The 24,691-nt window shown below is 61.5% G+C and carries 26 protein-coding genes, 1 tRNA gene and 1 pseudogene; 19 read left to right on the plus strand and 9 right to left on the minus strand.

The genetic code is table 11. The features are described 5' to 3' along the window. The first annotated feature begins 129 nt into the window (after positions 1-129). Positions 130-1,335 (plus strand): EAL domain-containing protein, encoded by a 1,206-nt coding sequence (locus GTK01_RS08710; RefSeq protein WP_252925487.1) that lies wholly within the window; start codon positions 130-132, stop codon positions 1,333-1,335. Positions 1,336-1,367: 32 nt separating this feature from the next. On the opposite strand, the gene GTK01_RS08715 is transcribed toward GTK01_RS08710, so the two are convergent. The 3 genes from GTK01_RS08715 to GTK01_RS08725 form a co-directional block, all read right to left on the minus strand. Then, positions 1,368-1,625, minus strand: coding sequence for a hypothetical protein (locus GTK01_RS08715; protein ID WP_252925488.1), 258 nt, complete (start codon positions 1,623-1,625; stop codon positions 1,368-1,370). Between the two features lie 105 nt (positions 1,626-1,730). After that, a complete protein-coding gene (locus tag GTK01_RS08720; protein WP_252925489.1) occupies positions 1,731-1,964 on the minus strand; it encodes a conjugal transfer protein TraD in 234 nt (77 codons plus the stop codon). Position 1,965: 1 nt separating this feature from the next. After that, on the minus strand, positions 1,966-2,292 hold the full coding sequence (locus tag GTK01_RS08725) for a conjugal transfer protein TraD (protein WP_252925619.1): 327 nt from the start codon (positions 2,290-2,292) through the stop codon (positions 1,966-1,968). A gap of 172 nt (positions 2,293-2,464) precedes the next feature. Between GTK01_RS08725 and traA the strand changes: the two genes are divergently transcribed. Next, a complete protein-coding gene (gene traA, locus GTK01_RS08730) occupies positions 2,465-5,506 on the plus strand; it encodes a Ti-type conjugative transfer relaxase TraA (RefSeq protein WP_252925490.1) in 3,042 nt (1,013 codons plus the stop codon). Positions 5,507-5,590: 84 nt separating this feature from the next. Here the strand turns inward: traA and GTK01_RS08735 are convergent, their stop codons facing one another. Next, a complete protein-coding gene (locus GTK01_RS08735) occupies positions 5,591-6,421 on the minus strand; it encodes a phosphodiesterase (RefSeq protein ID WP_252925491.1) in 831 nt (276 codons plus the stop codon). 196 nt (positions 6,422-6,617) lie between these two features. Here GTK01_RS08735 and GTK01_RS08740 point away from each other — a divergent pair, with 196 nt between their 5' ends. The 5 genes from GTK01_RS08740 (at position 6,618) to GTK01_RS08760 (ending at position 11,817) form a co-directional block, all read left to right on the plus strand. Next, complete coding sequence (locus GTK01_RS08740) at positions 6,618-7,772, plus strand: ABC transporter ATP-binding protein (RefSeq protein WP_252925492.1); 1,155 nt, start codon at positions 6,618-6,620, stop codon at positions 7,770-7,772. Continuing rightward, complete coding sequence (locus GTK01_RS08745; RefSeq protein WP_252925493.1) at positions 7,769-8,704, plus strand: carbohydrate ABC transporter permease; 936 nt, start codon at positions 7,769-7,771, stop codon at positions 8,702-8,704. The genes GTK01_RS08740 and GTK01_RS08745 overlap by 4 nt, the downstream gene beginning before the upstream one ends. 9 nt (positions 8,705-8,713) lie before the next feature. Then, on the plus strand, positions 8,714-9,532 hold the full coding sequence (locus tag GTK01_RS08750; RefSeq protein WP_252925494.1) for a carbohydrate ABC transporter permease: 819 nt from the start codon (positions 8,714-8,716) through the stop codon (positions 9,530-9,532). A 34-nt stretch (positions 9,533-9,566) separates the two neighbouring features. Further along, a complete protein-coding gene (locus tag GTK01_RS08755; protein WP_252925495.1) occupies positions 9,567-10,829 on the plus strand; it encodes an ABC transporter substrate-binding protein in 1,263 nt (420 codons plus the stop codon). Between the two features lie 154 nt (positions 10,830-10,983). Continuing rightward, positions 10,984-11,817, plus strand: coding sequence for a MurR/RpiR family transcriptional regulator (locus GTK01_RS08760; protein ID WP_252925496.1), 834 nt, complete (start codon positions 10,984-10,986; stop codon positions 11,815-11,817). On the opposite strand, the gene GTK01_RS08765 is transcribed toward GTK01_RS08760, so the two are convergent. Beyond that, complete coding sequence (locus tag GTK01_RS08765) at positions 11,783-12,556, minus strand: HAD hydrolase-like protein (RefSeq protein ID WP_252925497.1); 774 nt, start codon at positions 12,554-12,556, stop codon at positions 11,783-11,785. The two genes, GTK01_RS08760 and GTK01_RS08765, sit on opposite strands and share 35 nt — an antisense overlap. A gap of 193 nt (positions 12,557-12,749) precedes the next feature. Between GTK01_RS08765 and GTK01_RS08770 the strand changes: the two genes are divergently transcribed. The 6 genes and pseudogenes from GTK01_RS08770 to GTK01_RS08795 all read left to right on the plus strand — a co-directional run. Then, positions 12,750-13,895, plus strand: coding sequence for a cobalamin-independent methionine synthase II family protein (locus GTK01_RS08770; RefSeq protein ID WP_252925498.1), 1,146 nt, complete (start codon positions 12,750-12,752; stop codon positions 13,893-13,895). Positions 13,896-14,462: 567 nt separating this feature from the next. Continuing rightward, complete coding sequence (locus GTK01_RS08775; RefSeq protein ID WP_252925499.1) at positions 14,463-14,678, plus strand: AlpA family transcriptional regulator; 216 nt, start codon at positions 14,463-14,465, stop codon at positions 14,676-14,678. Then, the gene (locus GTK01_RS08780; RefSeq protein ID WP_252925500.1) at positions 14,665-14,940 is read left to right on the plus strand and encodes a hypothetical protein; all 276 of its coding nucleotides are present in this window, start codon (positions 14,665-14,667) and stop codon (positions 14,938-14,940) included. The genes GTK01_RS08775 and GTK01_RS08780 overlap by 14 nt, the downstream gene beginning before the upstream one ends. Positions 14,941-14,998: 58 nt before the next feature. Then, on the plus strand, positions 14,999-15,289 hold the full coding sequence (locus tag GTK01_RS08785) for a DUF1778 domain-containing protein (RefSeq protein ID WP_252925501.1): 291 nt from the start codon (positions 14,999-15,001) through the stop codon (positions 15,287-15,289). Beyond that, positions 15,286-15,801 carry a GNAT family N-acetyltransferase gene (locus GTK01_RS08790; protein ID WP_252925502.1) on the plus strand — a complete coding sequence of 172 codons (516 nt, stop codon included), beginning with the start codon at positions 15,286-15,288 and terminating at the stop codon, positions 15,799-15,801. Before GTK01_RS08785 ends, GTK01_RS08790 begins: the two co-directional genes overlap by 4 nt. Further along, a pseudogene (locus tag GTK01_RS08795) lies at positions 15,798-17,456 on the plus strand (recombinase family protein); the annotation flags it as partial. The gene GTK01_RS08790 and the pseudogene GTK01_RS08795, both read left to right, overlap by 4 nt. Here the strand turns inward: GTK01_RS08795 and GTK01_RS08800 are convergent. After that, positions 17,427-17,516 (minus strand) — tRNA-Ser (locus tag GTK01_RS08800). The pseudogene GTK01_RS08795 and the gene GTK01_RS08800 sit on opposite strands and share 30 nt — an antisense overlap. Before the next feature lie 293 nt (positions 17,517-17,809). Between GTK01_RS08800 and rplU the strand changes: the two genes are divergently transcribed. From rplU to GTK01_RS08815, 3 genes are all read left to right on the plus strand, one after another. Beyond that, positions 17,810-18,256 carry a 50S ribosomal protein L21 gene (gene rplU, locus GTK01_RS08805; RefSeq protein ID WP_252925503.1) on the plus strand — a complete coding sequence of 149 codons (447 nt, stop codon included), beginning with the start codon at positions 17,810-17,812 and terminating at the stop codon, positions 18,254-18,256. A 25-nt stretch (positions 18,257-18,281) separates the two neighbouring features. After that, entirely contained in the window at positions 18,282-18,551 is a 270-nt protein-coding gene (gene rpmA / locus GTK01_RS08810; RefSeq protein ID WP_252925504.1) for a 50S ribosomal protein L27, read from the plus strand. A 123-nt stretch (positions 18,552-18,674) separates the two neighbouring features. Continuing rightward, complete coding sequence (locus GTK01_RS08815) at positions 18,675-19,265, plus strand: GNAT family N-acetyltransferase (protein WP_252925505.1); 591 nt, start codon at positions 18,675-18,677, stop codon at positions 19,263-19,265. Positions 19,266-19,272: 7 nt separating this feature from the next. Here GTK01_RS08815 and GTK01_RS21060 read toward each other — a convergent pair whose 3' ends face one another. From GTK01_RS21060 to GTK01_RS08825, 3 genes are read right to left on the minus strand one after another with little or no spacing between them, the layout of a single operon-like run. Further along, positions 19,273-19,701 carry a GNAT family N-acetyltransferase gene (locus tag GTK01_RS21060; protein ID WP_371924308.1) on the minus strand — a complete coding sequence of 143 codons (429 nt, stop codon included), beginning with the start codon at positions 19,699-19,701 and terminating at the stop codon, positions 19,273-19,275. Next, positions 19,661-20,206, minus strand: a complete 546-nt coding sequence (locus GTK01_RS21065; RefSeq protein ID WP_371924302.1) for a MarR family winged helix-turn-helix transcriptional regulator — start codon at positions 20,204-20,206, stop codon at positions 19,661-19,663. Before GTK01_RS21065 ends, GTK01_RS21060 begins: the two co-directional genes overlap by 41 nt. Positions 20,207-20,254: 48 nt before the next feature. Continuing rightward, complete coding sequence (locus GTK01_RS08825; protein WP_252925506.1) at positions 20,255-21,124, minus strand: endonuclease/exonuclease/phosphatase family protein; 870 nt, start codon at positions 21,122-21,124, stop codon at positions 20,255-20,257. A gap of 89 nt (positions 21,125-21,213) precedes the next feature. On the opposite strand from GTK01_RS08825, the gene obgE reads away from it, so the two are divergent. Genes obgE through GTK01_RS08840 form a run of 3 tightly spaced genes read left to right on the plus strand, consistent with a single transcriptional unit; the run spans position 21,214 to position 24,682 of the window. Further along, the gene (gene obgE, locus GTK01_RS08830) at positions 21,214-22,251 is read left to right on the plus strand and encodes a GTPase ObgE (protein ID WP_252925507.1); all 1,038 of its coding nucleotides are present in this window, start codon (positions 21,214-21,216) and stop codon (positions 22,249-22,251) included. A 5-nt stretch (positions 22,252-22,256) separates the two neighbouring features. Continuing rightward, complete coding sequence (gene proB / locus GTK01_RS08835; RefSeq protein ID WP_252925508.1) at positions 22,257-23,384, plus strand: glutamate 5-kinase; 1,128 nt, start codon at positions 22,257-22,259, stop codon at positions 23,382-23,384. A gap of 11 nt (positions 23,385-23,395) precedes the next feature. Next, positions 23,396-24,682, plus strand: a complete 1,287-nt coding sequence (locus GTK01_RS08840) for a glutamate-5-semialdehyde dehydrogenase (RefSeq protein WP_252925509.1) — start codon at positions 23,396-23,398, stop codon at positions 24,680-24,682. The last annotated feature ends 9 nt before the right edge of the window (positions 24,683-24,691 follow it).

Below are 24,691 nucleotides of genomic sequence, written 5' to 3' on the forward strand. Positions count from 1 at the left end.
TATGCCTTGATCGCATGCCTAAAACCACACCTTTCGGTTGATCGGATCTGAATGTCGATCAAAGGTTTAACATTTCTGGAGCGATCCTGTTCCTCTCCGGAGACGTGAAGGAAAGAAGGTCGTCGGGATATGAACGACTTCGAAACATTGAGGGCGGAAGTGGTGTCAGATACGGGCAAGCCCGGTGACATCATTCAGGACGCACTGGTGGCGATCCGCGATCACCTCGGTATGGAGGTCGGCTATTTCTCGGAATTCGTCGATGGTTATTCCGTATTCCGACGCGTCGATGCACCGGGTCTCGATCATCTGATAAAGGTCGGCGACACCCATCCTCTCGACAACGTCTACTGCAACCACATCCTCGAAGGCCGTCTGCCGGAATTGATACCCGACACCAGCCTGGAACCAATCGCTCAAGCGATGCCGATCACCGCTGAAATCCCGATCGGGTCGCATGTCAGCGTGCCCATCCGCATGGCCGATGGTTCACCCTTCGGCATGTTCTGCTGTCTGAGCCAGTCGGCAAAACCGTCACTGAATGAACGGGATCTGGCGACCATGCGCGTCTTTGCCGACATCGTCGCACGTCAGGTCAACACCGATACTGCCGTTCAGCGATCGCGTGATGGATGCCGGACAGCAATCGAGGGTGTCCTGCGCGATCGGGCCTACAATGTTCTCTATCAGCCCGTTGTGGACCTGCGATCCAAGCAAACGGTCGCCTATGAGGCGCTCTGTCGCTTCGCGCCGCAGCCTTATCGCGCTCCCGATCAATGGTTCCGGGATGCCGTCGAGGTCGGTCTGGGGATAGATCTGGAGGTCGCCGTTCTCGCCAAGGCGTGCGAAGCGCTTGGTCACTTGCCGCCCTTGGTTCGGCTGTCGGTAAACGTCTCGCCGGACGCGATCCTAAGCGAACATCTGGAAAGCACACTGGCCACCGTGGCACTCGACCGCATCATTCTGGAAGTCACCGAGCACACCCGCATTTCGGACTACGAACGCATTAACGATCGTCTCGCGGCCTTCAGGGATCGCGGCGCGCAGATTGCTGTCGACGACGCCGGTGCCGGCTATGCCGGCCTCCAGCAGATCGTCCGGCTCGCGCCAGAGATCATCAAGATGGATATGAGCCTGACCCGCGGCATAGACGATGATCCGGCTCTCAGGGCATTGGCACGCGCGATCGTCTCTTATGCCGATGAGACCCGGTCGACGGTCTTGGCGGAAGGCATCGAAACGGAAAGCGAACTGGCAACGCTTTTGGAGCTCGGGGTCGCCCTGGGTCAGGGCTATTATCTCGGCAGGCCTTTGCCTTTGCCCGATTTCCACTGACCCGCTACCAGGCGCAGGGTTCAATCCGCTGGTCACGCGCAGCGCGATAAATGGCTCTGCTGCCGGAAGACGGGGTGCGCGTAGATCGCCTCTATCTCGGCACTGAACAGCGAGCGATCGGCGGTCCGAATCAGCGCGCGGGAACGCTTGCCGGCCGGCAGTTCTTCCATCGCGAAACGGATCGCATGATCCAGTCTGCATTCTTGGACGACCGTTCGGATGCCCGCTTCGCGCGGCTTCGTCGGCAAAACCAACACGGTGGCCTGTTTGTCGAAATCGATACCGATCATCGCTGTTTCCTCTGCCAATGGGTGAGGGGTTGATACCGCACAACCATGACAGAATCGGGACGGCGGCGGACGGTCGCTGATCAAAGTGTAGCTCATCAATCGGACCTACCTCACGCTCGTGCGTCGAGATTCAAATGCCCCCTTACCCTCGCCGGCCCAGAGCCCACGGGCCTTTTCGCCGTCCTCGCTGTTGAGTTTCTCAGCCACCCAGAGCAACGCACCGTAGATCACGGCGCGATCGTCGCCGGTCAAGTCCACGATGCCCGCCTTCACGACGAGGCCGCCGAGTTCGATCAGGTGCCGTGTCCGCTTGCGGCGCTCAACCTGCCAGCTTCGCATGTCATGCCGCGTCCGCGCCGCCTGATGCCGGTTGCGCGCCGCCCGTTTGCGCCGAAGCGCCGCCAGCGTCGCGGTTAGTTTCTTTTGCAGATCGCCGCGACCGCCCTTGAAAGAACGCCGCGCCACGTTTCGCCCATGCCTCCCTCTTTCCGGGATCTTTGGTTTCGGCGAGCGCGACCAGCGCGCCGGCGAGTTCCTCGACGCTGAACCCATCGGCCCCAGTGGCGATGACCAGTTCGCCGAGCTGCTGCACCTTGCGGGTTCTGAGTTCCCTGGCCTTGTCCTCCAGCGCCTTCAATTCTGCGTCGTAGTCGCGTGGCTTGCGCATCATCGTCTCCATAAGCTGTTGATGCATAGAGGATAGTTGCGCAGGCTGCTGAACGCAGTATTGTTGCCGGGACGGTCTGGCACGGGCCGGTCCATCCCGAGATTTTTTCGAGGGAGGGCGCGCTTATACGTCGTTCCGACGTCGGCTTTCCCGTGCGCATCATCGCCGTGCGATGGCGATCTATCATCTCCATGTCAAAGTCATTGGCCGCAAGGCCGGGTCGAGTGCGGTGGCGTCCGCCGCCTACCGTTCGGCCTCGCGGCTGCGGGATCACCGCATCGACCGGAGCCATGACTTTTCCGCCAAGCGCGGCGTCGTCCATTCCGAAGTCATGCTGCCGGATGGAGCGCCGGACGCATGGTCCGACCGCGAACGGCTGTGGAACGATGTCGAGGCCTTCGAGGTGCGCAAGGACGCGCAGCTTGCCCGCGAGGTGGAATTCGCGATCCCGCGCGAGATGACGGAGCGCCAGGGCATCGAGCTTGCCCGCGACTTCGTGCAGTCGGAATTTGTCGATCGGGGCATGGTCGCCGACCTCAATGTGCATTGGGACATTGGCGAGGACGGAATGCCCAAGCCCCATGCCCATGTCATGCTCACCATGCGCGAAGTCGATGACGACGGCTTCGGGAAGAAGGTTCGCGACTGGAATGCTACCCAGATGGTCGAGCGATGGCGCGAACGCTGGGCCGAACTTGCCAATGAGCGCCTGGCTGAACTCGACATCGACGCGCGCATCGATCACCGCAGCCTTGAAGCGCAGGGCATCGGGCTGGAGCCGCAAAGCCAGATCGGCGCGCCCGCACATCGTATCGAGACACATAGTGTCGAGGGCGACGGGCTCGAAGCAGCCGACCGCGCCGACATGCACCGCGAGATCGCGCGCAACAATGGCGACCGGATCATCGCCGATCCGTCTGTCGCGCTGGACGCGATCACCCATCAACAATCGACCTTCACGCGGCGCGACATGGCGAAGTTCGCGCATCGGCACAGCGACGGCATCGACCAGTTCAACGAGGTCATGGGGGCGATCCGCGATGCACCGGATCTGGTCGAACTCGGTGAGGACGGATGCGGCGCGGAGCGCTTCACCACGCGCGACATGATCGAGGCCGAACAGCGCCTGCACCGCGCCGCCGAGGTGATGGCGGAACGGGAACGCCATGAAGTGCGGGACGTGGATCGTGAGGCGGCATTGGCGCGCGCCGAACAGCGTGGTCTTGTCCTGTCCGGCGAGCAGGTCGATGCGCTGGCACATGTCATGGACGGTCGCGATCTCGGCATCGTCGTCGGCTATGCCGGGACGGGAAAGAGCGCCATGCTGGGCGTGGCGCGTGAGGCATGGGAGGCTGCAGGCTTCGAGGTTCGCGGCGTCGCTCTTTCCGGCATCGCCGCCGAGAATCTCGAAAGCGGATCGGGCATCGCGTCACGCACCATCGCCAGCATGGAACATGGCTGGGGACAGGGCCGTGATATGCTGGCCGCGCGCGATGTTCTCGTGATCGACGAGGCCGGCATGGTCGGCACGCGCCAGTTGGAGCGCGTGCTCTCCCATGCCGCCGAGACTGGCGCAAAAGTCATCCTGGTCGGCGATCCACAGCAGTTGCAATCGATCGAGGCCGGTGCAGCGTTTCGCTCGATCCATGAGCGGCATGGCGGCGTCGAGATCGAAACCGTGCGTCGCCAGAGAGAAGACTGGCAGCGCGATGCCACGCGCGACCTGGCCACCGGCAGGATCGATGCTGCAATCCGTGCCTATGACGGCCACGACATGGTGTATCAGGCGCCATCGCGCGAACAGGCGCGCGCCGATCTGATCGACCGTTGGGATCGCGAACGGCAGGTGGCTCCGGAAGCGAGCCGCATCATCCTCACCCACACCAATATAGAGGTGCGCGAACTCAACGAACAAGCGCGCGAGCGCATGCGGGAGGCCGGCGATCTGGGCGAGGATGCGCGCATCAGGGTCGAGCGCGGTGATCGAACCTTCGCCGCCGGGGATCGCGTCATGTTCCTGCAGAACGAGCGCGGGCTTGGCGTGAAGAACGGCACGCTCGGCACCATCGAAGAGGTCAGCACCCAGAGCATGACCGTGCGCACCGATGATGGCCGGTCCGTTCAGTTCGACCTGAAGGATTACGACCGGATCGACCACGGCTATGCTGCGACCATCCACAAGGCGCAGGGCATGACGGTGGACCGCACCCATGTGCTGGCGACACCGGGCCTCGACGCCCATGGCAGCTATGTCGCCCTGTCGCGCCACCGCGACGGCATGGACCTGCATTACGGCCGCGATGACTTCGCCGGTCAGGACAAACTCATCCGCGCCCTGTCGCGCGACCGCGCCAAGGACATGGCGTCGGATTACCAGCAGCTTGATCCGGCACGGGACTATGCCGAGCGGCGCGGGATCACCTTCAAACGGCGTGTCGTCGAGATCGTAAGGAAGCTCGTTCCGGAAACGGTGCGCGACAGGATCGATGAATTGATGGAGGGTCTGCGCTTTCCCGGAGAGGATGTGCCTGGTCATCAAATCGGAAAGGGGCCGGAAAGGGGAATGGAGCGGGCGGCAACCGCACGGCCCGCGCCGGCAATGCCGGAGCGGGTTGAGGCGGAGCCGCAGGCGCAGCGCGACGCTGCCGACGACATCGACGAGGCGCTGCGCAAGGCCCGCACCAGGGCGCTCATCCGACACGCGCGCGCCATCGATACGATCCTTGCCACCGGAGACACAGACGGCAAGGGCAGTCGTGAACAGATGCGCGAACTGACCGACGCCCGCAAAGCCTTCGAGGATGTGCGCCCCCATGGCTGGCGCGATGCCGAAGCCGCCTATGTCAAGAACCCGGAGCTTGTCCGCGAGACGGCGACGGGTCAGGTCAACCGCGCCATCCGTGCCCTTCAGCTCGAAACCGAAATCCGCATCGAGCCGCAGCGCCGCGCGGATCGGTTCGTGGAGCGCTGGCAAAAGCTCGACCGGACCAGCCAGCGGCAATATCAGGCGGGCGACATGTCGGGCTTCAACACGACGCGGTCGGCGATGGGCGACATGGCGAAAAGCCTCGAACGCGATCCGCAGATGGAATCCTTGCTCGCCAATCGCAGGCGAGAACTCGGCATCGGGATCGAATCAGGCCGCAGCCTTGGCCGAGAACTTGCCTTCACCCACGGCATCGACCTCGGCAGGGGGCGGGGGCTGGGATTGTAGAGTCATCCTATTTGCCGCCGTCGAAAGCGGCCTGAGCCGACTTCTATGCGCCCATCTAAGGCCATTCGGTCCATTGCAAACCTATTAAATTGACGCCGGAGCCGGTTTAACCTGTGTGTCTGGAGAGAGATCCGGATCGTAAGCGTATTTCGGGCTCGCATCCAAAAAATCGTGTGTGTGGACGACCACTTGGTCTGGCTGGATAAACGCGATTGCATACGCTGGGGGCTCCAGGCTGCACGGTATGGCGTCCAAGACTTCGAAATCCAACCAGACTTGATGGTTTGTCCCGCGCAGGCATGAGAATGGAATACCTCGCCAGTTCCCTGAGATTGGCCGATGGACGTGGCCCAAGAAGATGTGGCGAACTTGCCCATGTCGGGTCAGAATCTCATCGAAAGCATTGGCGTCCTTCAGCATGATGGCGTCCATAGGCGCGAGATGCAGGGGCAAGGGTGGATGGTGCATGAACAGAAACGCCGGTTCCGGATGTTCCGCAAGCGCCTCGTCGAGCCACGCCAGACGTTGAGAGCAGAGACGGCCCGCATGGGTCCCGATCTCGTTGGTATCGAGAAAGATGAAGATGCCTGCTTCAGTCTTGAAACTTGATTGCACGAAACCCGCCTCATCGACAGGGGCTTCTGGAAAAACCTGACGAAACATTGCGCGGTTGTCGTGGTTGCCGATCAGTAGGCGATACGGCGTCTTTAATTTCTGCAGCCGCATCTTCAAAGCGCTGTAGGCGACTTCTTCGCCATTGTGCGCAAGGTCTCCGGTAAAGACCACGAGGTCTGCATCGGCGTGGTGCCGGTTGACATCCGTCAGGCAGGCATCGAGCCGTTCCCAGGGATCGAGACCGAACACGCGCTGACCGGGTGGCGCTAGATGCAGGTCGGTGATTTGAACGATTTTCATTGAGGAAAGCCCAGTTCTATCCAGCAGGTTCGCACCTCAGGATGAGGCGTGAACGTTACAGCGTGATGGCACCACGCTGAGATAAGCTCAATAAATTTTAGCCGGTCAATGAGACATACACATGACTGTCATCTGACGCTGCTAAAGCGTTGCCTGCAATTGGTCGCCGCGAATAGGTCGCAGGAGGTAATGCAGGATGACGGGCATCAGCCTGAACGCAGTCAGCAAGCGATTTGGCGCCACCGACGTGGTTCGCGACGTTTCGCTGGACGTGGCGGGCGGCGAGTTTGTCAGCCTGCTTGGGCCGTCGGGTTGCGGGAAAACCACCTTGCTTAGGATGATTGCTGGCCTCGAAACCGTCACGGCCGGCGAAATATGTATGGGCGGAGAGACCATCCAGCATCTTTCCCCAAGCGCGCGAAACATTGCGATGGTTTTCCAAAGCTATGCGCTGTATCCGCACAAGACCGTCTTCGAGAATGTCGCCTTCCCACTTTTGATGCAGCAGTCGATGGTCCTGCGTCTGCCGTGGCTGAGACATCTAGTCCCCAATCGGCACCGAGTGGACGCTGAGATCGCCGCACGCGTCGATCCCGTGTGCCATTTGCTTGGAATCGACCATCTGACAGCGCGTAAGCCAGCACAGCTTTCCGGGGGGCAACGCCAGCGCGTTGCCCTGGCGCGGGCGATGGTTCGCGAACCAAAGCTGTTTCTCATGGACGAGCCCTTGTCCAACCTAGACGCCAAGCTGCGGGCGGCGACACGCGCCGAGATTATCGATTTGCACCGTCGGCTCGGCGTCACGTTTCTCTATGTGACGCATGACCAGGGCGAGGCCATGACCATGTCAAGCCGGATCGTTCTTCTCAACGAAGGTCGAATTCAGCAGGTCGGCACGCCGCTCGATCTCTACAACGATCCGGCCAATCTCTTTGTGGCAGAGTTTATCGGTCTGCCGAAGATCAACGTCCTGGATCTGCACGCGGACGGAAAGGAGGGCCGCATTGACGGTATCGTGCTCCGGGAGATGCCGAGCGAGATTGACGGCGTACCGACGCCGCGCGGCGCACAGCTACACGTCGGATTGCGTCCAGAGGCATTGCAACTGTGTTCTGAGGATCATCCGCATGCAATGAGCGGACCCGTCCATATCATTGAGCATTTAGGAAACGAGGCGATCCTTCGTGTTTCGAAGGATGCCAAAGACATCTGCATTCGGGTGCAGCCGGAGCAAGCGATCGGTCTTTCGCCGGGTCGCACAGTTTCGTTCCGTCCGGCATGGGAGCGGGCGCTTCTCTTCGACGCCAACGGCTCGCGCCTGCGTGCCACGCGTCTGAGGGCAGCGGCATGAGCTCGATCGAAAATATCAGCTCGCCCCCACGCGGCCATTCGGTTGCTGCAGAAAGTTCGGATCGCGCGCCGATCCTTGCAAATGCAGCCTATCTGATCCCGGCGATCGTAGCTCTTCTGGCCTTCTTTATTCTGCCAACCTTCGTCACCATTGGCCTTTCTTTCACCGATTGGAGATTGGGTGCCCGGTCCCTATCCTTCGTCGGGCTGGACAATTATCGGGATCTGCTGGCTTCAGGCGCTTTCAACGACACACTTTGGAATACCCTCAAGCTCAACCTTTTTGTTATTCCCACCTCTTTTCTGACCGCGCTCCTCCTTGCGCTCGCTATCCATTCGCAGACGCGCCTGGCCGCGTTCTGGCAAACGGTTTTCTTCCTTCCCGTCACCTCCACTTTGGTCGCCATGGCGATCGTCTGGCAGTGGGTGCTTCATCCGCAGGTCGGCATGGCCGCATGGGTGTTGCGGCAACTCGGGCTCAATCCCATCAACTGGCTGAACGACCCGGATCTGGTTCTCTACACGATCGGTTTCATCTCCATGTGGCAGCTTGTCGGCTACTACATGGTCTTGTTCCTGGCTGGTCTGCTTGCCATCCCCCGTCACCTCTACGAGGCAGCTCAGATGGATGGGGCGAGAAGTGGTCTCGACCGATTCGTGCATGTGACCTGGCCGATGCTCGGGCCAACGGCGCTGTTCGTGCTTATCATCACGATCATCAAGTCTCTCCAGATCTTCGACGTGGTGCGCGTCCTGACCAAGGGCGGCCCCAATGGTGCCAGCGAGATCATCCTGCACACGCTGTATCAGGAAGGGTTCATCTATTTTCGGACTGGCATCGCAGCAGCAATCGCGACGTTGTTCTTCCTCGTGATGCTCGCTCTCACTCTCTACCAGATGCGCGTGTTCGACCGCCGCGTCCACTACAGCTAAGGGGGTGTGATGCGACTGCGAAATATTCTCGTTAATCTTGCCCTCGCCGCCGGCGGCATTGTCATGTTGCTGCCATTTGTCTGGATGCTCAGCCTTTCGCTGAAGCCCGAGAACGAGATTTTCACGCCCGACATCGCGTTTTTGCCTCGAGAATGGGATTTCGCCAACTACGTGGAAGCTTGGACCGTCGGCTATGCCGGAACGTTCGTGATCAACGGGATCGTCGTCACGTTGGGCATCCTGGTCCTACAGTATCTGACGATCGTGCCTGCCGCATACGTTCTTGCGCGCAAACGCTTCCAACTGCGTGGCCTGATCATGTCGACTGTGTTGGCCGTGCTGCTCATTCCGCCGCAGGTTACTGCGATTCCGGTCTACATGATGCTGGCCGAGGCCCGTCTTCTCGACACCTATGCCGCCTTGATCATTCCGTTCGCGACAAGCGCCTTCGGCATTTTCCTCCTGCGGCAAAGCTTCAAAACCGTTCCACAGGATCTGATCGACGCGGCTCGCATGGACGGCGCATCGGAAGTCTACACATTATGGTTCGTCGTGGTCCCGCAGGTTTTTCCCGCCCTGGCCGCGTTCGGAATCTTTTCCGTCGTTACGCACTGGAACGACTTTTTCTGGCCGCTGCTCGTCGTCACGTCGATCGAGCGGGCCACCCCGCCACTTGGCATTTCGATCTTCGCCTCGAGCGAGGGAGGGACGGAGGTTGGCGCCATGATGGCGACCGCCACCCTCATCGTGATGCCGCTCGTAATCGCCTTTTTGATCGCGCGAAGGCGCTTTGTCGAAGGCGTCACGCTTTCGGGCATCAAAGGTTGATGCCTTCCATTCGTTTAACAAGGGAGCACGGTAAATGAAACATCTGATTGGAATTCTTGCAGCAACTGCCATTGCGTTTAGCACCTCGACAACTTCGTCCGCGGCCGAGGAGGTGGAGATCACCCTCGCCTACCCCTACGGCGCGATCTTTCGACCGATCCACGAAGAGATCATCACCGAATTCAACAAAGAGTTTCCAGACGTCACGGTGACACTCGAAGCGCCGCAGCCGGATTACGAGCAACTCGTCCAGCGGACGCTCATCGGTATACCGCAGGGCAATGCTCCGACTCTTTCCTTCCAGGGCGTCAACCAGATCAGGCAATTCGTCGACGCCGAGCACGCTTATGACCTCAGCGACTTCGTCGCCGAGGACCCACGTTGGCAGGAAGAAGGCGGTTACTACTCGGAGATGATGGACCTTGGTCGCTTCGGCGACAGGCAGATGGCCATCCCCTTCGCCATCTCCACGCCGATCATGTATTTCAACGCCGACCTCTTCGAACAAGCCGGCCTCGATCCGTCACAGCCTCCAGCGACGTGGCCAGAGGTGATTGAGGCAGCCAAAGCGATCGAAGCGGCTGTGCCTGGTACGACCGGCCTTTTTTATGACTATCTCATCACCGGCAATTGGGGCTTCCAGGTTCTCGTCTATTCGGAGGGCGGAGCCATGATGGACGAGGCCGAAACCCGGGTGACCTTCGCTGACGAACCAGGTGAGCGGGCCGTCACCCTGATCCGCTCATTCGTCGATGAGGGAATAATGGAGGATTGGACGCGCCAGCAGGGAGAGCAGTCGTTTATCGCGGGACAAGTCGGCTTCTACTTCTCGTCCACTTCGTGGCTGGCCGGCGTCCAGGACAAAGCGAACTTCGACATGCGAACGGCATTCTGGCCTGAAAGCTCGACGGGCGAGCGTCATCTGCCGTCGGGTGGCAATGCCGCAATGATCATCGCGGATGATCCCGCAGCGGCCAAGGCCGCTTATGAATATGCCATGTTTGCGGCAGGCCCGGTCGGTACCGCGATCATGGTCGAGGGCTCCGGCTACATGCCGATGCATGCAGAAGGTACAGAAAGGCTTGAGCCCTTTTACGATGCGAACCCGAACTTCAAGACCTCTGTGGAGCAGATCCCCTTCATCTTCAAATGGTACGCCTTTCCTGGTCAAAACACATTGAGGATCATCGATGTCATTCGCGACGGCTTGCAAGCTGTTGTCGCCGGACAAGTCAATCCGAAGGAAGGCATAACGCAGGTGGCCCAGGAAGTCGAAACGCTCGTCGAGATCGACTGAACAGCTGCTATCCTCGCAAACCCTGAGATAAAGGCAGCAGGGTTCTCCCTACTGCCTTTATCGTGCATTCACGTGATGAATCTGCCAAGCAGGCATTATGTCAAAATCAGATCGGCCGTCGTCTTCTGCACCTCCTAAACCTGTTCAGAACGGAATGCTCGCGCGCATCCGGCATCTGCGGGAAGACTTTCCACCGACTGCACGGCGGATCGCTGACTTCATCGAGACCAATGCCGAGGAGGTGATCCGCATGTCCATCACCGAGCTCGCAGAGCAGACTGGCGCGAGCGAGGGTAGCGTGGTTGGTCTTTGCCGTCGCGTCGGAGCCGGCGGTTTCCAGGACCTGAAGATCCTGCTCGCAGGCGATCTGGTCGAGCCGGTTCGCTTCATCCAGGAAGACCTCCAGGAGACGGATGATTTTACACGTGTCGGCGAGCGCATCTTCAGTGCACATGCGGCTTCTCTTGCAGAAACACGCAAACTCTTGTCCTTTGAGGCGCTGGAACGTGCCGTCGCGATTGTGCAAAACGCCCGACGTATCGAGGTGTACGGCATTGGCTCTTCAGCTCCGATCGCTCAGGACCTTGCATACCGTCTTCTTCAACTTGGCCTCGACGCCAAGGCAGTAGTGGATTCACACGTGCAGGCCGTGTCCGCGGCAATGGCTTCGGCTGAAGTCGCTGCGATCACCGTTTCTCACTCCGGCAGTACAGTGGAAACGGTGCTGGCCACTCGATTGGCGAAGGAGGCAGGGGCCATGACCGTCGGTATCACACGGCTGGGAAAATCGCCCCTCGCGCGTCATTGCGACGTTGTCCTTCACACCGTCGCAAACGAGACCCGCTATCGTCCGGAAGCGATGTCCAGTCGCGTTGCACAGCTCGCGATCATCGATACTCTGGTGTCCTGCTGTGCCTTGGGACGTCCTGAACATTCGGCTGAAAAATTACAGCTCAGCGCGCGTGTTCTTTCCGAAAAACGCTTTTGACCGCAACGCGAGCACATGTCGTCACGGGTACGAAGGCAGCACCAATGGCATCGGCGAGAGCGCCATCGGTTGCCAAATTGTCGCCCACAACGACGGAGCGGGCGGCTGAATAGCCAAGAACCCTGAGCGCATGCTCGGCTAGGTGTGGTGTCGGCTTACCGATGACCGTAACGGATTGGGGTCCGGCCGCAGCAAGCACGGCGGCAACCAATGCGCCTGTCTCGGGGACAACGCTGCCCGCTGCTCCAGGATGTCTGTCGTCGAGATTCGATGCTACAAGTTTCGCACCACGTCGAACAGAATTTGCAGCTCGCGTAAGCGCAGAGTAGTCAAAGCTCGTGTCCCGGCCTATCGCGACGATTTCCGCTTCATCCTCAACGAACGTTACGCCGCGCGCGAGAGCATGAGCGCGTAACTCCGGCGAGAGGAAAACGAGACTGGATGCGTCGTTCTCGGCGAGGTGCTCGATCATGGCCATACCTGCGGTAAAAATCAGTGACGGCGGAACCGCGAGCCCATATCGATAGAGGCGTCGGGAGATCGTTTCAGGCAGGTCGCTCGAATTATTTGTGATCACTGCATAGCGTCCGCTGAACCGATCAAGCAGGAACTTTGCACCGCAAACTGAGCCGTCCCCCACTGTTAGAGTGCCATCGAGATCGAGCAGTAATGCGTCCGCACCTGTGTCAAGGATGGCTTCAATATCGAGCGAAGGGCTCGAGTTAGCGATTGGCTTCATGCGGACGTTTCGCCCCCTGCTGGATTTCGAGTACGCAATTCAGGTTCCGGATAGTTCGGCATTTGGTGACTGCGACTCACTCATTAAATGAGATGATTAGACTGAGAACATTTCATTACCATGTCATCAAAGAGGGGGTAACCTCGGTCTCGGCACATTCGATTTTGCTTAGCCAGGAATGAGGAATCTCACCATGCAGCGCAGCACTGACAGAATTCTGACAACCCATACGGGAAGTTTGCCCCGTCCCGAATGGCTTGCCGACGCACTCGCTCGCCAGGATCGAGGAGAAACTCAGGGAGTTGATGAGAGTTTTGCCGCATTGGTTCGCGAAGCTGTCATCGACGTTGTTCGCAGGCAGTCGGAGGTTGGCATCGACATTGTCAGCGACGGAGAGACAAACAAGATTGGCTACGCGACCTACGTCAAGGATCGCTTGAGTGGCTTCGACGGCGTCGGCTCTGGCATCGCGATCGCTGATCTGACCGATGTTCCCGAGTTCGCCGCCCACGCCTTGAAGGGCCTCGATGTCGCAATGCCAGCCTGCACAGCGACGATCAGCTACAAGGGAGAAGAAGCTGTCAGGGAAGATATCGGCAATCTCCGTGCAGCCACAGAGAACGTTTCCGTCACCGACGCCTTCATCAGCGCGGCTTCACCCGGGGTCATCTCGATCTTTCTTGAAAATCAATTCTACCCCGACGACGACGCCTACATTGAGGCGCTCGCGGAGGGGATGCGCCCCGAGTTCGAAGCCGTTCACGAGGCTGGCTTCCTGCTTCAGATCGATTCGCCCGATCTCGCTATGGGAAGGCATGTCGGACACAAGGTGCTCGACATCGCGGATTTCCGGAAACGGGTCGCCCTGCGCGTTGAGACGATCAATCACGCCACCCGCAACATTCCCTCCGACCGGCTTCGTGTGCACCTCTGTTGGGGCAATTATGAAGGACCGCACAATCATGACGTGCCGCTGGCCGACATCATCGATCTGATCTTCGGTCTGCATGCCGAGGCTTTGCTGTTTGAAGCAGCAAATCCTCGCCACGCGCATGAATGGCGCATCTTCGACGAGGTCGCCGTGCCAGAAGACAAACTGCTCATCCCTGGCGTCATCGACACCTGCACAAACTATGTAGAGCATCCGGAACTCGTTGCCGAACGGATCGTCCGCTTCGCAAACATTGTCGGCCGAAATAGGGTGATAGCGGGGACCGATTGCGGATTCGCAACCTTTGCCAACTTCCTGCCCGTCGATCCGAAAATCGCTTGGCTGAAACTCGCGTCTCTATCGGAGGGGGCGGCACTTGCGAGTCAGAAACTTTGGGCTGGAAGTTGAGATATCCGACGCGGAGCGGTGATGGGCGACATGACAAAGAGCCGCCAACGCGATCCGCAAATGGAGTCCCTCCTCGCCGATCGCAAGCCCCAACTCGGCATCGACATCCAATAAAGTCATAAGGAACGCCTCACGCGGAACCGGTTCGAAGATACGCTCGAGGCGGTCATCGAAAAATTCCCGCCGTCTTCGACGCTCTGCACGGGAGATCCCGCTTTGGCACGTTGTTTGTGCCTCACCGGAAAGCCCGATTTGGTCGTGCCAATTCGTATCGCATGGCGACGCTGGCTAGCCGCGTATCCGATCCGCAGCTTGGATCAATCGTCCCAGGTCTCAGGAAACCTTCCCGTTGGGAGCGAATCAGGTCGCAACTTTGGGCGTGAACTCGCTTTGACGCACGGAATCGACTTCGGCAGAGGGCGAAGGCTGGGATCATAAGCCATCCTATTTGCCGCCGTCTCTACGCCGTTGTACGCCAACGAGAAAATCTCCCTTGCGCCTCTGCATATGCGCGTCCTGTCTGGTCTCGACGACCGCCAGAAACGACCAGCAGGAGGCAGCACGACCATGCGCCAACCAGACCGTATCATCCGCCTCAATACCGTTCTTTCCCGCACCGGCCTGTCCCGATCGACCATCTACCGCAAGATCGCCGAGGGCACGTTCCCCACCCAGATCAGGATCAGCGTTAACGGCGCGGGCTGGCATGAATCTGAAATCGATCGCTGGGTAGCCGATCCAGTCGGATGGCGACCGGGATGTGAAGCCAATGAAGTCCGCTGACGCTAGTGGGTCTGCCGGTTCGGAGCATCATGGGGCGGACGATGCCTCCCTTTCCCCGAGCACCAAGACGCGGCCCACAGCATCGGCGCAGCTTGAGGAATTGCTGGGCTATCCATGGCCGTTCCCTGGCAGGCCGCCCAGGCACGACCTCAGCACATGGACCGTCACCGACGACTGGCCGAACCCCGTTATGGTGACAGACGCCGAGATCGAGGTATTCGAGCGCTGGTTTGGCGACCTGTTCGATGAATTATCTAGCTAATCCGATCCTTGATTAATCCGGCAATATGCCGTACATAATGTTGGAAAGGAGTTCAACCATGCCCAGACCTGCAAGCGACGTCGAAACCGCCCGCCTTGAGGCGCGCGTGCCTGTCCATGTCTACGAGCAGATGCAGCGTGCTGCACGGCTGCGCGGCATGACGCTGACCGGCTATCTTGTTGCGACGGCGGGTGAGGATGCCCGCCGCACGGTCGAAGATTCCGACGTGCTGCGTCTGGCTGTGGAGGATCAGGTGCGTTTTGCCAAGGCGCTGATCGATCCGCCCGCGCCAAACGCCCGCCTTGCCCGCGCCGCCAAACGCCATGCTGACCTGATCGCGCCCCGGTGAATGCAAAATTTGCGATAGAGGCGCTTTCCAAGGCTCACCAGCGCAAGACGTTCTCGTGCGGCAACGAGCGGATCGATCGCTATTTCCGCGAGGCTGTCACGCAGGACATCAAGCGCCGATACGCGACCTGCTTTGTCGCCCGCGACCTTGAGACCGATCGGATCGCGGGTTTCTACACGCTGTCATCGAGCAATGTCCCGCTGACCGCCGTGCCCGAGCCGCTGGCAAGCCGGTTGCCGCGCTACCCGACCGTCCCGGCTGTGCTGATCGGCTGGCTTGGCCGCGACCAGTCCTATGCCGGGCTTGGACTCGGCGAGGCGTTGCTGTTCGACTCGATCAAGACGGTCACTGAGGCGCCGATAGGCGCTCATGCTATATTCGCCGACGCCATCGACGAAAAAGCTGCAGCTTTCTACGCGGCCTTCGGGTTCGTGGCGCTGACCGATCGGCCCAATACTCTCTATCTGCCTGTTGCGACGGCGCAGCGCCTCTTGTCGGGAGAAACGCCATGAAACCCGAGTCAGTATCAAGTTGCGGCAGATCTCAGCCTCGTGTGATGCTGCGCGCCGCGCTTTATCTTCGCGTCTCGACGGCGCGGCAGGCCGAACATGATGTCTCCATTCCCGACCAGAAACGGCAGGGCGAGGCCTACTGCGAGGCCCGCGGGCTACAACTGGTCGAGACCTTCGTTGAGCCCGGCGCGTCGGCGACCAACGATCGCCGCCCCGAGTTCCAGCGCATGATCGAGGCGGGCACGTCGAAGCCCGCACCCTTCAATGTGGTGGTGGTCCACTCGTTCAGCCGGTTCTTCCGCGACCATTTTGAGCTGGAGTTCTATGTCAGGAAGCTGGCGAAGAACGGCGTGAAGCTGGTTTCGATCACACAGGAAATGGGCGACGATCCCATGCATGTGATGATGCGGCAGATCATGGCGCTGTTCGATGAATACCAGTCCAAGGAAAACGCCAAGCATGTGATGCGGGCGTTGAAGGAGAACGCCCGGCAAGGCTTCTGGAACGGCTCGCTGCCTCCTATCGGCTATCGCACCGTCGCGGCCGAACAGCGCGGCGCGAAGGTCAAGAAGAAGCTGGAGATCGACCCACTCCATGCCGACACGGTGCGGCTGATCTATCGTCTCGCACTGGAGGGTGATGGCAACACCGGCCAGATGGGCGTGAAGAACATCGTCTCGTACCTCAACAGCCGCCGCATCTTCACCCGCGACGGCGGGCGATGGGGCATCGGGCAGGTTCACCGCATCCTGACGCGCCGCACCTATATGGGCGAGCACGAGTTCAACAAACGCAGCAAGACCAAGGAACTGAAGCCGGCGAGCGAGATCGTCACGGTTCCCGTTCCGCCGATCATCGACCGCGACACGTTCGATGCCGTGCAGAAGCTGCTCAAGGCCCGCAATCCCAAGGTCATGCCCGCCCGTGTCGTCAGCGGCCCGACCATGCTGACCGGCCTGATCCACTGCGCCAAGTGCGGCGGAGCAATGACCATCCGCACCGGCAAGGGCGGGCGCTACCGCTACTATGCCTGTTCCATGAAGGCGCGGCAGGGGCCGACCGCCTGCGAGGGCATGGCCGTGCCGATGGAGAAGCTGGACAACCTGGTGGTCAATCACCTTGAGACGCAGTTGCTCCAGGCCGAGCGGCTGGAGGTCATCCTTGCCGCCGTCCTCGACCGCAGGGAGGAACATGCCGAACGCCGCCGCGAACATATCGCGGAACTGAACAAGCGGGCGGCGGAATCAGAACTGCGGCTCAAGCGTCTGTACGACGCCATAGAGGCGGGCGTCGCCGACCTGGATGACCCGGCGCTGAAAGACCGTATCGACGGCCTCAAGGCCATCCGCGATCAGGCCATGGTCGATGCCGACCGGGCACGGGCCATGCTCCAGAACTCGGGCCAGAAAGCCGTGACGGCGCAGATGCTGCGAAAGTTCGCCAGGACCGCGCGTCAACGCATTCGACTGGACGGTGGCGGCTATCGCCGCGATCATCTTCGCGCACTCGCCCAGCGCGTCGAGGTCGCCGAGGGTGAGGTCCGCATCATGGGATCGAAGCCCCGGCTACTCCAGGCGCTGATGGCGGGCAATGGCGTAAACGCAGTGCCCACTCAAGGACTGAAGTGGCGGAGAGGGAGGGATTCGAACCCCCGATGGGCTTGCACCCATGCCGCATTTCGAGTGCGGTGCATTCAACCACTCTGCCACCTCTCCGCGGGGCGTGGTTCGCTCTTTCGAGCGCGGCGCACACATACCCATTGTGATGGATCGGCACAAGTGGTTTTGTCGACGAACTGGTCGCCGCTGCGAAAGCGCGGCAGAGGGCGGATTGCGTTGACTTCAGTGCCGGGCTGACGTATGAGCACCCACGAAAATCCGGTGTGGCGTCTCGCCGCGCCGGTTCTTTGCTGGAAAAATCGCCCGCAGGGACAGTATCAACCGACTGAACAAGAAGCCGGCCGGGTGTTCGCGCATTCAGAGCCGGAACCGAACAGAAAGGACAAAAAATGTTCGCAGTCATCAAGACCGGTGGCAAGCAGTATCGCGTCGCCGCCGACCAGGTTCTGGAAATCGGTCGCGTCGAAGGCGAGATCGGTGACATCGTCGAGATCGGCCACGTGCTCGCGCACGGCAGTGGCGACGACGTGACGATCGGTGCGCCGCTCGTGTCGGGCGCTTCGGTTTCCGCCGAGATCATCGACCAGAACCGCGCCGAGAAGGTCATCGCCTTCAAGAAGCGCCGCCGCCAGAATTCGCGCCGCAAGCGCGGCCACCGTCAGCTCCTGACGACGGTCCGCATCTCGGAAATTCTGCTCGACGGCGCCAAGCCCTCGAAGAAGGCTTCCGAGAAGAAGGCCGCGAAGGCAGAGGCTGGCGACGAACAGCCGAAAGCCGCCAAGAAGGCGGCGCCGAAGAAGGCCGCCAAGACCGAAGCTGCCGAAGCCGGCGAATAAGAACAAGGCATAAAGGAGAACTCCCATGGCACATAAGAAAGCTGGCGGTTCCTCGCGCAACGGTCGCGATTCGGAGTCCAAGCGCCTTGGCGTGAAGAAGTTCGGTGGCGAGACCGTCATTGCGGGCAACATCATCATTCGCCAGCGCGGCACCAAGTGGCACCCGGGTACCAATGTCGGCCTCGGCAAGGACCACACGATTTTTGCGATGCAAGAAGGCGTCGTGTCGTTTGCGCGCAAAGCCAACGGCCGAACCTACGTATCCGTGGATACGCTCAAGGACGCAGCGGAGTAGCCGGTTCCGCACCATAACACCGGCGCCCCATCTCGGGTCCGGTGTCTGGCTCAGCCAGAACAAAACATCAGGGGAGATGGGTCGCCATCTCCCCTTTTGCCGTTTTGATCTGGAGGAAGACCCATGGTTGTGGAAAAGGAAGACCTCGAGGAGGAATGTTGGCGGCTCGACTGCCCCGTCCTCGTCACCGAAAGGCTGGTCCTGCGCCCGCCGCATGAAGACGACCTGGATGAACTGGCCGAACTCGCCAACAACCGCCGCGTCGCCGAGATGCTCGCCCGCATGCCGCATCCCTACGGCCCCGTCGAGGCGCGCCAATTCCTCGACTTCACGCGTTCCGAGCGCGATGCAGGCTGCACCTATGCGATCGCGCTCGGCGCCAATGGCGCTTTCATCGGCTGCGCAGGGCTCAATGCCACTGCGCGCGGGCTCGAGCTCGGCTACTGGATCGGCGAGCCCTATTGGGGCCGTGGCTATGCGACCGAAGCCGCCCACGCGCTGGTGGACCTTGCCTTCCGGGCGACGCCGGTGGACGTGCTGCACGTTTCGTGCCGTGTGATCAATGCCGGCTCGCGCGGCGTCATCCACAAGTGCGGCTTCCAATATTCCGGCCAGGGCATGCTGGATTCGCAGGTCGCCGGCCGGGTTCCGGTCGAGCGCTACCGGCTCGATCGCAAGACGTGGGTGAGCCTGCGAAGCTGGGGCATGGCTTGATCGCGTTTCAAAGCGCCAGTTCCCAGTCTTCGCCGACGAGGTCGCGGCCGAACGAGCGATGGGCATTGCGCGCGGTGCATTGGAAGCCAGCGGCTTCATAGATGTGCCGGGCGGATGCCAGGATGTCGTTTGTCCACAGGACCATGCGCCGGTAGCCCGCGGCGCGGGCTCGGTCGACGCACGCCTCGACGAGACGGCGCCCGACGCCTTGACCGCGCAAGGCGGGCTCGACGTAAAGCAGGCGCAGGCGGCCGACATCTTCGCTTTCGCGCATGAGAAAGACGGAGCCAACGATGGCGCCGCCGCGCTCGGCGATCCAGCCGCGTTCGCCCTGTGAGGGTGCGCGCCGGGCAAAGGCGACCAGTATTTCGGCGACCAGTGCCTCGAAGCCGAGATCAAAGTCGTATTCGTCGTGATAGAGAAAGGCCCTGGCGATGGGCTATCCAGCCCAAATCGCCCACCGCGAATTCACGAAAGTCCACGGGCCGGCGATCGGCGGGGTCGATGAGCATCCGCGCCTCGGACAAGGCCCGGATGAGCTGGCGGCGGTTCGAAATGCCGAGCGTGCCGACGAGTTCGCCCGCCTGTGCCTGCGACGCGCGATCCAGCCGCGCGTAGGCGCTTCGCCCGGCCTCGGTCAGCCGAAGAATGGAGCGGCGGCCGTCGCTTTTCGACGGGAACGCCTCCAGAAGGCCGTCCTGACGGAAGCGCGACAGAATCCGGCTCAGATAGCCGGGATCGAGCCCCAGATCCTGGGCGATCGTGCTGGCGCAAAGATCGTCCCGTGTCGCCAGTTCATAGAGAACGCGCGCCTGGGTAAGTGTGAACCGGCTGTCGAGAAAGCCAGGTTCGAGAAGGCCCATGCGCCGTGTGTAAAACCGGCTGAAATCCCGGATTGCATGTTCGGGCGCTTGGAGGTCGTGCGTTGCCGTCTCGTCCATGGCGCGTTTTCCTTTCGGACCTGACGGTCCATGAAATAGTTGACGCAGTCAAGGATTCTGGCAGAGGTTCACCCAAACCGGCCGGTGGTCGGAGCCGACCGCGCTCGTGTCGACATGGCAGGATTTCACCCGATCGGCGAGATTGGCGGTCACGAAGGCGTAGTCGATACGCTTGTGGCGGAATCGGTCGTCCGGATCGTCGGCGTTGACGCAGGTGTCGGTTTCGGTGCCGACATGCGCGGCGACGTCGACGAATTTGTCGGCAACGAGAGGCAAGCCGAACTCATGATCGACCATGCCGGTCACTTCCAGATATTCCGGCGAGCCGGGCAGCATGTTGAAGTCGCCGAGAAGAACCGCGCTTTCGGGGCGGGGCGGTTCGGGGAAACCCATCTCGGCAACGCCGGTGAGCCCGCCACCTTCATGGGGGTAAGCAAGAACGCGTTCCCTCAAGTGCCGGACCTGCATCAGCCGCTCGTCGGGCGAGCGGTGGTCGAGATGGATCGAATAGAAACGGATGGGACCGAGCGTCGTCTCGACCAGCACCTCGAGCGCGCTGCGCTGGAAGTTCATCTTCGCGATCGAGCGGCGGCGCGGCAGGAGAAGGTTGCGCGAGACGAGAATCGGCATTCTGGACAGGATCATGTTGCCGAACTGGAAGCGCAGGTCGACTGCTTTTCCATCCTTCACATGCGAGCCCATGTCGATCTCGAAGGAAGGGCCGTAGACGGAAAAGAGGTCCGGCATGAGGGCCCGGATTTCGGCCGGCATGTCACGGCCCTGATTGCTGGGATTGTTGCGCGAGACTTCCTGCAGCGCAATCAGGTCGGCGCCCCGCACAGCATCGACGATGCGCGCGATGTCATATTTCTTGTCGAGGCCTATGCCGTACTGGATATTGTAGGATACGCATTTCATCGCTTTCGCCCTCCCGCCCCTCGCGCTCGGGCCGCCGATGCGATAGATGACCGCCCAAAGACCAAATCCCCTCAACGATTGTCAATCAGATGAAATTTCTCGACCAGGCCAAGGTGTATATTCGATCCGGTGACGGCGGTTCCGGCTCCGTCTCGTTTCGGCGCGAGAAGTTCATCGAGTTCGGCGGGCCGGACGGCGGCGACGGGGGACGCGGCGGCGACGTATGGGCGGAAGCCGTCGACGGGCTCAACACGCTGATCGACTATCGCTACCAGCAGCATTTCAAGGCCAAGACCGGCGTTCATGGTATGGGGCGCAATCGAACCGGCGCGGGCGGGGCGGACGTCGTGTTGAAGGTGCCGGTCGGTACGCAAATCTACGAGGACGACAACGAGACGCTGATCTGCGACCTGACGCATATCGGCGAGCGCTTCCTGCTCGCCAAGGGCGGCAATGGCGGGTTCGGCAACCAGCATTTCAAGACCTCGACCAACCAGGCACCGCGCCGCGCGAATCCTGGTCTGCCGGGCGAGGAGCGTACGATCTGGCTGCGGCTGAAACTGATCGCCGATGCCGGGCTGGTCGGATTGCCCAATGCCGGCAAGTCGACCTTTCTCGCCACGGTGACGGCCGCCAAGCCCAAGATCGCCGATTATCCGTTCACCACCCTGCACCCGGGCCTTGGCGTTGCACGCATCGATACGCGCGAGTTCGTCATCGCGGACATTCCGGGCCTGATCGAGGGCGCGCATGAAGGTGTCGGCATCGGCGACCGCTTTCTCGGTCATGTGGAGCGCACGCGCGTCCTTCTTCATCTCGTCTCGGCGCGCGAGGAAGACGTGGCGTTTGCCTACGAGACAGTGCGCGGCGAGCTTGAAGCCTATGGCAACGGCCTCGACGAGAAGCCGGAAATCCTGGCGCTGAGCCAGGCCGACACGGTCGATGCCGAGACGCTGGCCGAAAAGGCCGCCGAACTCGAAGCGGCTGCCGGGCTTGCACCGATGATCCTGTCGGCCGCGACGGGGCAGGGGGTGCAGGATGTGCTGCGCGCGCTGATCGCAAACGTCGAAACCGCGCGTGCCGTCGAAGCGCCGCCGACGGACGATCCGCGGTGGCAGACGGAGTAGGCGCGATGAAGGCGCTTTCCTCCCACCGCCGCATCACGGTCAAGATCGGCTCGGCGCTGCTCGTCGACCGCGAAAGCGGATTGAAGCGGCCGTGGCTCGCCTCGCTGGCAGAGGATATCGGCAAACTGGCGGCAAAAGGCAGCGAAGTCCTCGTCGTCTCGTCCGGTGCGATCGCGCTCGGCCGCAACATTCTCGGCCTTGGCCGCCGCGCGCTTCGGCTGGAGGAAAGCCAGGCGGCGGCCGCTGCCGGGCAGATCGCGCTTGCAGGCGCCTGGGCCGAGGAACTGGGACGCGTCGGGCTGAAATCCGGCCAGGTGCTCGTCACGCTCGGAGACACCGAGGAGCGGCGGCGCTATCTCAACGCCCGCGCGACGATCTCGACGTTGCTGAAGCTGAATGCCGTTCCGGTCATTAACGAGAACGACACGGTCGCGACGTCCGAAATCCGTTACGGCGACAATGACCGGCTCGCCGCGCGCGTCGCCACGATGATGGGCGCCGACCTGCTCGTCCTCCTTTCCGACATCGACGGGCTCTACACGGCGCCGCCGCAGCTCGATCCGGACGCAGCCTTCATCCCGCATGTCGAGGCGATCACGCCGCAGATCGAGGCAATGGCGGGGGCGGCCGCGTCGGAGCTCTCGCGCGGCGGCATGCGCACCAAGATCGATGCCGGCAAGATCGCGACGGCTGCGGGAACCGCCATGATCATCACGTCCGGCGCGCGTCAGAACCCGCTTGCCGCGATCGATGCTGGCGAGCGCGCGACCTATTTCGAGGCGAGCGCTCATCCCGTGCGCGGCTACAAGACGTGGATCGCGGGCCAGCTCGAACCGGCCGGCCGCATCTCGGTCGACGCCGGTGCGGTGCGGGCGCTTCAGGCAGGAAAGTCGCTGCTGCCGGCAGGTGTCACGCTTGTCTCCGGCCAGTTCTCACGCGGCGACACGGTCGCGATCCTCAGGCCGGACGGGATCGAGGTCGCGCGCGGGCTTGTTGCCTATGACGCAACGGATGCCGTAAAGATCGCGGGACTGAAGACGGCCGAGATCGAGACGGTGCTCGGCTATGAAGCGCGCGCGGCGATGGTCCACCGGGACGATCTCGTCATGTCGCGCGCGGTGATTGCAGGCTGAGGGAGAGCGTCATGCTCCAGACGCACGAAGGATTGCAGAACGACGTCGCAGCGCTGATGGCCGATATCGGCCGCCGCGCCCGGGCGGCGGCGCGACCGCTGGCGCTGGCATCGGCAGAGCGCAAGCACGCCGCGCTGGTCGGCATGGCGCAAGCCGTTGGCCGGCAGGAGCAGGCGATACTCGCCGCCAATGCACTCGACATGGCGAATGGCGAAGAGGCCGGCCTGTCGCCCGCAATGCTCGACCGGCTGAAGCTCGATTCCAGCCGCATCCGGGCCATTGCGGACGGCATCCGAGCGATTGCCGAACTGAAGGACCCGATCGGCGAGATCATCGCGCAGTGGGATCGGCCGAACGGCCTGCACATCGAGCGCGTTCGCACGCCGCTTGGCGTTATCGGCGTCATCTATGAGAGCCGCCCGAACGTGACGGCGGATGCCGGCGCGTTGTGCCTCAAGGCCGGCAATGCCGTCATCCTGCGCGGCGGTTCGGATTCGCTCAATTCCTCGCAGGCGATCCATGCCTGCCTCGTCGAAGGCCTGAAAGCGGCCGGTCTGCCGGCCGATGCGATCCAGCTCGTCCCCACCACGGACCGCACCGCTGTGGGCGAGATGCTGACCGGGCTTTCGGGCAATCTCGACGTGATCGTGCCGCGCGGTGGCAAGAGCCTCGTCGGGCGCGTGCAGGCGGAAGCGCGCGTACCGGTCTTCGCGCATCTCGAAGGCATCTGCCATCTTTATGTCGATCGCAGCGCAAATCTCGACATGGCGGTGAAGATCGCCGTCAACGCGAAGATGCGGCGAACCGGCATTTGCGGGTCGGCCGAGACCCTGCTCGTCGACCGCGCCGGGAAGGACACGCATCTGGTGCCCATTCTCGAAGCGCTCGATGCGGCGGGTTGTGAAATCCGCGCCGAGGACGAGGTGCGTTCGGTCTTTGGCAAGGCCGTGCCGGCCAAGGACGAGGACTGGTCGACCGAATATCTCGACGCCATCATCTCGGTGAAGCTCGTCGACGGCGTTTCCGGGGCGATCGACCATGTCGAGCACTATTCCTCGCACCACACCGAGGCGATCGTTGCAGAGGATGCGGCGACGGCGGAGCGGTTCTTCAACGAGATCGATTCGGCGATCCTGCTGCACAATGCCTCGACGCAGTTCGCGGATGGCGGCGAGTTCGGTATGGGCGCGGAAATCGGCATCGCGACGGGGCGGATGCATGCGCGCGGTCCGGTGGGCGTCGAGCAACTGACGTCGTTCAAGTATCGCGTGCGCGGGACCGGACAGGTGCGGCCATAGGCGCCGCAG

The sequence above is a fragment of the Aliihoeflea sp. 40Bstr573 genome, assembly GCF_024105655.1.
GTDB lineage: Bacteria > Pseudomonadota > Alphaproteobacteria > Rhizobiales > Rhizobiaceae > Aliihoeflea.

Bases quoted from the DNA above. Each gene is read 5' to 3' on its own strand.
- GTK01_RS08725 (WP_252925619.1), bottom strand. From the start codon at position 2,292: ATGCGCAAGCCACGCGACTACGACGCAGAATTGAAGGCGCTGGAGGAC.
- GTK01_RS08750 (WP_252925494.1), top strand. From the start codon at position 8,714: ATGCGACTGCGAAATATTCTCGTTAATCTTGCCCTCGCCGCCGGCGGC.
- obgE (WP_252925507.1), top strand. From the start codon at position 21,214: ATGAAATTTCTCGACCAGGCCAAGGTGTATATTCGATCCGGTGACGGC.
- GTK01_RS08740 (WP_252925492.1), top strand. From the start codon at position 6,618: ATGACGGGCATCAGCCTGAACGCAGTCAGCAAGCGATTTGGCGCCACC.
- GTK01_RS08775 (WP_252925499.1), top strand. From the start codon at position 14,463: ATGCGCCAACCAGACCGTATCATCCGCCTCAATACCGTTCTTTCCCGC.
- GTK01_RS08715 (WP_252925488.1), bottom strand. From the start codon at position 1,625: ATGATCGGTATCGATTTCGACAAACAGGCCACCGTGTTGGTTTTGCCG.
- GTK01_RS08760 (WP_252925496.1), top strand. From the start codon at position 10,984: ATGCTCGCGCGCATCCGGCATCTGCGGGAAGACTTTCCACCGACTGCA.
- GTK01_RS08825 (WP_252925506.1), bottom strand. From the start codon at position 21,124: ATGAAATGCGTATCCTACAATATCCAGTACGGCATAGGCCTCGACAAG.
- traA (WP_252925490.1), top strand. From the start codon at position 2,465: ATGGCGATCTATCATCTCCATGTCAAAGTCATTGGCCGCAAGGCCGGG.
- rplU (WP_252925503.1), top strand. From the start codon at position 17,810: ATGTTCGCAGTCATCAAGACCGGTGGCAAGCAGTATCGCGTCGCCGCC.
- GTK01_RS08840 (WP_252925509.1), top strand. From the start codon at position 23,396: ATGCTCCAGACGCACGAAGGATTGCAGAACGACGTCGCAGCGCTGATG.
- GTK01_RS08765 (WP_252925497.1), bottom strand. From the start codon at position 12,556: ATGAAGCCAATCGCTAACTCGAGCCCTTCGCTCGATATTGAAGCCATC.
- GTK01_RS08720 (WP_252925489.1), bottom strand. From the start codon at position 1,964: ATGCGAAGCTGGCAGGTTGAGCGCCGCAAGCGGACACGGCACCTGATC.
- GTK01_RS08710 (WP_252925487.1), top strand. From the start codon at position 130: ATGAACGACTTCGAAACATTGAGGGCGGAAGTGGTGTCAGATACGGGC.
- GTK01_RS08780 (WP_252925500.1), top strand. From the start codon at position 14,665: ATGAAGTCCGCTGACGCTAGTGGGTCTGCCGGTTCGGAGCATCATGGG.
- GTK01_RS08755 (WP_252925495.1), top strand. From the start codon at position 9,567: ATGAAACATCTGATTGGAATTCTTGCAGCAACTGCCATTGCGTTTAGC.
- proB (WP_252925508.1), top strand. From the start codon at position 22,257: ATGAAGGCGCTTTCCTCCCACCGCCGCATCACGGTCAAGATCGGCTCG.
- GTK01_RS08785 (WP_252925501.1), top strand. From the start codon at position 14,999: ATGCCCAGACCTGCAAGCGACGTCGAAACCGCCCGCCTTGAGGCGCGC.
- GTK01_RS08735 (WP_252925491.1), bottom strand. From the start codon at position 6,421: ATGAAAATCGTTCAAATCACCGACCTGCATCTAGCGCCACCCGGTCAG.
- rpmA (WP_252925504.1), top strand. From the start codon at position 18,282: ATGGCACATAAGAAAGCTGGCGGTTCCTCGCGCAACGGTCGCGATTCG.
- GTK01_RS08815 (WP_252925505.1), top strand. From the start codon at position 18,675: ATGGTTGTGGAAAAGGAAGACCTCGAGGAGGAATGTTGGCGGCTCGAC.
- GTK01_RS21065 (WP_371924302.1), bottom strand. From the start codon at position 20,206: ATGGACGAGACGGCAACGCACGACCTCCAAGCGCCCGAACATGCAATC.
- GTK01_RS08770 (WP_252925498.1), top strand. From the start codon at position 12,750: ATGCAGCGCAGCACTGACAGAATTCTGACAACCCATACGGGAAGTTTG.
- GTK01_RS08745 (WP_252925493.1), top strand. From the start codon at position 7,769: ATGAGCTCGATCGAAAATATCAGCTCGCCCCCACGCGGCCATTCGGTT.